The organism is uncultured Photobacterium sp. (assembly GCF_947502415.1).
Classification (GTDB): domain Bacteria; phylum Pseudomonadota; class Gammaproteobacteria; order Enterobacterales; family Vibrionaceae; genus Photobacterium.
Genome location: NZ_CANMZV010000052.1, coordinates 1 through 5,655, shown reverse-complemented (window position 1 = coordinate 5,655; position 5,655 = coordinate 1). Strand labels below are relative to the sequence as shown.

Here is a 5,655-nt window from a genome sequence, read left to right as displayed (position 1 = left end):
ACAACTGTCGTGATACGTTGAAAAGTTAAGTGTTCACATTCAGCCGGAATCGGTGTTCAACTTCGCCGGAATACGCACCAGCGAAAAAATGAATAATTGCGGGCAATCGCTACAACGCAATGAAGAAAACCTTCACCAATTATTTAACCAAACTTATCCACAACAAGCTTCCGTATTTTCCTTCAGAGCCAGAATTAAACACAGCAATCAGATAAAACAGAAACAAGCTAACCTGCGAAAGGAAATGAAACGCTACAAAAAACGACAAGAGAATATAAACGGAGAAATAAGAAAGACTCGACAGAAGCTACTAACCTGGCGAAATATGTATAAAAATTCAGCGCAACCTCCCTGTCCTATAGCCCAGATAAGGCTGGAGCGGAGATCTAGCAAACTGGCTTTAATTCTAAAAGGATATGGGATAGAAATTTGAGAGGCGACGGTAAAATAATGTCCAAAAAGCAGTGGACTAAAACGAAAAAAGGAGAGCCGAAGCTCTCCTTTCACATCAAACTGGACTGAAATTACAGTGCAGCTTTTGCTTTTTCAACTAGTACTGCGAAAGTAGCTTTGTCGAATACAGCGATGTCAGCAAGGATCTTACGATCGATCTCGATAGATGCTTTCTTAAGACCGTTGATGAAGCGGCTGTAAGACATACCGTTCTGACGAGCAGCAGCGTTGATACGTGCAATCCATAGTTGACGGAAAGTACGTTTCTTGTTGCGACGGTCACGGTAAGCGTACTGACCAGCTTTAGTTACTGCTTGGAAAGCTACGCGGTAAACACGTGAACGTGCACCGTAGTAACCTTTAGCTTGTTTAAGAACTTTCTTGTGACGTGCACGTGCTTGTACACCACGTTTTACGCGAGGCATAGGAGACTCCTAACTAAAATTAAAATATAAAACTAAAAACGATTAAGCGAACGGAAGCATACGTGCAACAGCTGCTACTTCACATGCAGGAAGAATAGCGTTTGGACGTAGCTGACGTTTGTTCTTAGTAGTACGTTTAGTCAGGATGTGACGCTTAGTTGCGTGCTTAAACTTAAAGCCACCAGCAGTTTTCTTGAAACGCTTAGCAGCACCTTTGTTGGATTTCATCTTAGGCATGATGAGACTCCGCATTGTTGATAGTTAATAACATAGTAATCAGGCGAACAAAAAGCGCTGCGTTAAGCAGCGCTTAGTGCTACTTGAATGCCGTAATTACTTCTTCTTAGGGGCAAGCATCATCGTCATTTGACGACCTTCTACTCGACTAGGGAAGCTCTCTACAACCGCTAGGTCTTCAAGTTCTTTCTTAATACGATTTAGAAGCTCGATACCAAGATTCTGATGGGCCATTTCACGACCGCGGAAACGCAGTGTGACTTTACCCTTGTTGCCCTCTTCTAAAAAGCGAGTCAGGTTGCGCAGTTTTACCTGATAATCGCCTTCGTCTGTACCAGGACGGAATTTAACTTCCTTAACCTGGATTTGTTTCTGCTTTTTCTTTTGCTCTTTAGCAGCCTTGCTCTTTTCGAACAGGTACTTGCCATAGTCCATCACACGACAAACTGGTGGCTCGGCATTAGGGCTGATTTCAACTAGATCTACACCAGCTTCATTAGCAGCACTCATTGCTTCTTCAATAGAAACAACACCAATGGACTCACCATCAATACCAGTAAGACGCACTTCGCGTACACCACGGATTTCGCCATTTAGACGATGTGCATTTTGCTTAACTGGTGCTTGGGTTCTTCTTCCGCCTTTAATACCTTATTCCTCCAAAACATTGAGCTTGCGACTGCTAACTTCTTGCTGCAAGTAAGCAACAAGATCATCAATCTTAAATTTACCCAAATCTTTACCCTTGCGAGTACGAACTGCAATCTCGCCTGCTTCGACTTCTTTGTCGCCACAAACGAGCATGTAAGGCACTCGCTTCAAAGTATGTTCGCGAATTTTAAAGCCAATCTTCTCATTTCTCAAGTCCGCATTGACCCTAATTCCACTTTTTTGTAGTTTTTCGACTACTTGTTGAACATATTCTGACTGACTGTCAGTAATATTCATCACAACTGCTTGTTGTGGCGCCAACCAAGTGGGGAAGAAACCAGCATACTCTTCGATAAGGATACCGATAAAGCGTTCTAGAGAGCCAAGAATTGCACGGTGGATCATAACAGGCGTGTGACGCTCGTTATCTTCACCTACATAAGTAGCACCTAAACGCTCAGGAAGTGCAAAGTCTAACTGAACTGTACCGCACTGCCAAGCACGATCTAGACAATCGTGTAAGGTAAACTCGATCTTAGGACCATAAAATGCACCTTCACCCTCTTGGATTTCGTAAGGGATATCCATAGATTCTAGCGCAAGTTTCAGATCAGATTCAGCCTTATCCCACATTTCGTCAGAACCTACGCGCTTTTCTGGGCGTGTAGACAGCTTAACAACGATGTCGTCAAAGCCAAATGTCTGATATGTGTCATAAACCATCTTAATACAAGATGTGACTTCCTGCTGAACCTGGCTTTCAGTACAGAAGATGTGAGCATCGTCCTGAGTAAAGCCACGAACACGCATCAGGCCGTGTAGCGCGCCTGATGGCTCGTTACGGTGACAGCAACCAAACTCTGCCATACGTAATGGTAGATCACGATATGACTTCAGGCCTTGGTTAAAGATCTGAACGTGACCTGGGCAGTTCATTGGCTTAACTGCATATTCACGGTTTTCAGAAGAAGTCGTGAACATATTTTCTGCGTACTTATCCCAGTGACCAGAACGTTCCCAAAGAACGCGGTCCATCATTAGTGGACCTTTCACTTCCTGGTAACCGTATTCATTTAGCTTGTCGCGAACGAATACTTCTAGCTCACGGAAAATAGTCCAGCCATTGTGGTGCCAGAACACCATGCCTGGTGCTTCTTGCTGCATGTGGTACAGGTCAAGCTGCTTGCCAAGTTTGCGGTGGTCACGCTTCGCTGCTTCTTCAAGACGTGTCAGGTGTGCTTTCAGAGCTTTCTTGTCTGTAAAAGCAGTACCGTAGATACGCTGAAGCATCTTGTTGTCGCTGTTACCACGCCAGTAAGCACCTGCAACATTCAGCAGTTTAAAGTGCTGGCAGAAGCTCATGCTTGGAACGTGAGGACCACGACACATATCGATGTATTCTTCGTGGTGGTACAGACCCGGGCGATCATCGCGAGAAACGTTCTCGTCCAGGATTTCCATTTTGTAGGATTCGCCACGTGATTCAAACGTATCACGTGCTTCCTGCCAGCTAACTTTCTTCTTGATAACCTGGTACTTGGTCTTAGCAAGTTCAACCATGCGTTTTTCAATCACTTCCAGGTCTTCCTGGGTCAGTGATTGCTCAAGATCGATGTCGTAGTAAAAACCATTGTCAATCGTAGGACCGATTGCCATTTTAACATCAGGGTAAAGCTGCTTGATGGCATGGCCTAGAAGGTGAGCACAAGAGTGACGGATGATTTCCAGACCGTCTTCGTCTTTAGCTGTGATGATTTCTAGGCTAGCGTCATTTTCAATTAGGTCACAAGCATCAACACGTTCACCATTAACACGACCCGCGATACATGCTTTCGCAAGACCAGGACCGATAGATAGTGCAACATCCATAGTTGATACGGCTTCATCGAATTGACGTTGGCTGCCGTCAGGAAGAGTAATTACAGGCATGAATATATCCTTTCACAGTGGTGCCACATACCAAGTAGCACATGTTGAATTTGTAAAGCTTTGAAAGCTTAGATGAATGTAAAAAAGTCCCTAGTTCGGTACCGCAATACTGAGCAGCACTCTGAATCAGAAACGAAGGGTCAACTATAACAAACGGCAGTTACCGAATGCAAAGGCGTTTGATGAAATAATTCAGAATCCAGTCAGTTACGGTAGCTTTAGACTGCCTATCATCTCCTTCCATTGTACTGATACTGCTCTGCCAACCTGTCTAATATATCTATTGTTACTTCGTACTTTTCCATTCACTTCCTTTTAAACTTCGGCCCTATAGATAAAGAAGACTTAAAACCAAGACTCACTATGAAATAAAAGCTTAATCGTTTAATCAAAAAGTCCGCACAAAAAAAGCTGGCAGCTTTCATTTAAAAGCTACCAGCCTTATTTAAAAATATTTATAGCCTTAAGCTACACGGAAATGCCCCATTGTAGCCTGAAGATTTGAAGCCAACTGACTTAGTTCTACACATGCCTTCGCTGTGTGTTCTGCACCTTGTGCGACTTCATTTGAAGAAAGGCTGATATTTTCAATATTACGACCAAGTTCTTCTGCAACAGAATCCTGTTCACTACAAGCACTCGCAATATGCATACTCATTTCGGCTATCTTACCGACATTGTCCTCAATTGAACTGATCTTCATACCGGTTTGCTGCCCCTGCTCTACACAATGTGTGATCATATTGCAGCTCTGGCTGGTTGCCTCTTTCGCATCATGAGCACTTTTCTGCAGTTTATTAATAATAGAGACAATCTCACCCGTTGAATCCTGAGTTCGTCCCGCCAGAGTTCTTACCTCATCAGCCACAACCGCAAATCCACGCCCTTGCTCTCCGGCGCGGGCAGCCTCTATGGCCGCATTCAGCGCCAACAGATTAGTTTGCTCAGCGATATCACGAATAACATCAACGACCATTGTAATATTGGCAGACTCCTGCTCCAGTTGATGTACAAGTTCACCAGCATTCTGGATCTCATCCGACACCTGCAAAATAGAATCAACACTTTGCTGAACGTCTTCACTACCTTGCTTAGCCTCATTACTGGCTGACGTAGCAGCACCAGATGCATCTTCGGTATTATTGGCAACATCAGCAACTGTTGCTTTCATTTGATCCATCGCAGTTGCAACCATAGTAATTTCATCTTGCTGCTGCTTCATTCCCTGAGACGACTGCTCAGAAATAGCGCTAACTTCTTCAACAGCAGTATTGAGCTGCGTTACAGCAGCAATGATATCTTCCACTAACTGGCGAAGCTTGTCCTGCATCTGAATACTTGAATCGGCCAGCTTGCCTAGTTCGTCATTACCAATGGATTCACGATTGATTTGATGGATAAGATTACCGGAAGCAATCTCAGATGCTAACGTCATAACTTGATTTAAAGGCACACAGATCTGACGAGTCAGGAACAAGTTAATCAACACCATAAAGACAACAAGACCGATGATACAGCCCATTGTGATCATCTCAACGCTGTTGATACTGGCAATCATTTCCTTACTGCTGACATCAACATATTCAACATTCATTCGCCTTAGTTTGTCGATTGCAGTTTGCAATTTTTCATACTGGTCAAGTGAACCAACAAGAATTGGCTGCGCCGTGTCAATACGGTTATCACTTACTGCTTCATTAAAGCCAGAGAGGACATTTAGGTAATCATTCCAGGCTTTTTGAACCTTATTAAATCGTACTCGATCAACGTCTTCAGTGATTGTTTTTTCATACTCAGAAAGCGAACTGTCAATTCTTTCATTTATTACTGATGTTTTTTGCAAGCTCTCCTTTCTTTTATCTACAGAGGTATAAGTAAGAAGCGGGTCATGACGCCAACTTGTTGAACTAACATCTGTAGAACTCACGCTCAATGAATGTGCCAATTACCTTGTCATGCA

5 protein-coding genes are annotated in these 5,655 nt (G+C 43.6%); all 5 read right to left on the bottom strand.

Annotated features, from left to right (window positions below; translation table 11 throughout):
• Positions 1-524 precede the first annotated feature (524 nt).
• Positions 525-878 carry a 50S ribosomal protein L20 gene (gene rplT, locus Q0852_RS23185; protein WP_299022697.1) on the bottom strand — a complete coding sequence of 118 codons (354 nt, stop codon included), beginning with the start codon at positions 876-878 and terminating at the stop codon, positions 525-527.
• A 42-nt stretch (positions 879-920) separates the two neighbouring features.
• A complete protein-coding gene (gene rpmI, locus Q0852_RS23180) occupies positions 921-1,115 on the bottom strand; it encodes a 50S ribosomal protein L35 (RefSeq protein ID WP_007469870.1) in 195 nt (64 codons plus the stop codon).
• 96 nt (positions 1,116-1,211) lie between these two features.
• Entirely contained in the window at positions 1,212-1,763 is a 552-nt protein-coding gene (gene infC, locus Q0852_RS23175; RefSeq protein ID WP_299022699.1) for a translation initiation factor IF-3, read from the bottom strand.
• A 3-nt stretch (positions 1,764-1,766) separates the two neighbouring features.
• Complete coding sequence (gene thrS / locus Q0852_RS23170; protein WP_299022687.1) at positions 1,767-3,695, bottom strand: threonine--tRNA ligase; 1,929 nt, start codon at positions 3,693-3,695, stop codon at positions 1,767-1,769.
• A 463-nt stretch (positions 3,696-4,158) separates the two neighbouring features.
• Positions 4,159-5,622 carry a methyl-accepting chemotaxis protein gene (locus Q0852_RS23165; protein WP_299022685.1) on the bottom strand — a complete coding sequence of 488 codons (1,464 nt, stop codon included), beginning with the start codon at positions 5,620-5,622 and terminating at the stop codon, positions 4,159-4,161.
• Positions 5,623-5,655: the final 33 nt, after the last annotated feature.

Coding starts and splice junctions, on each gene's coding strand:
- rplT (WP_299022697.1), bottom strand. CDS start 878: ATGCCTCGCGTAAAACGTGGTGTACAAGCACGTGCACGTCACAAGAAA.
- rpmI (WP_007469870.1), bottom strand. CDS start 1,115: ATGCCTAAGATGAAATCCAACAAAGGTGCTGCTAAGCGTTTCAAGAAA.
- thrS (WP_299022687.1), bottom strand. CDS start 3,695: ATGCCTGTAATTACTCTTCCTGACGGCAGCCAACGTCAATTCGATGAA.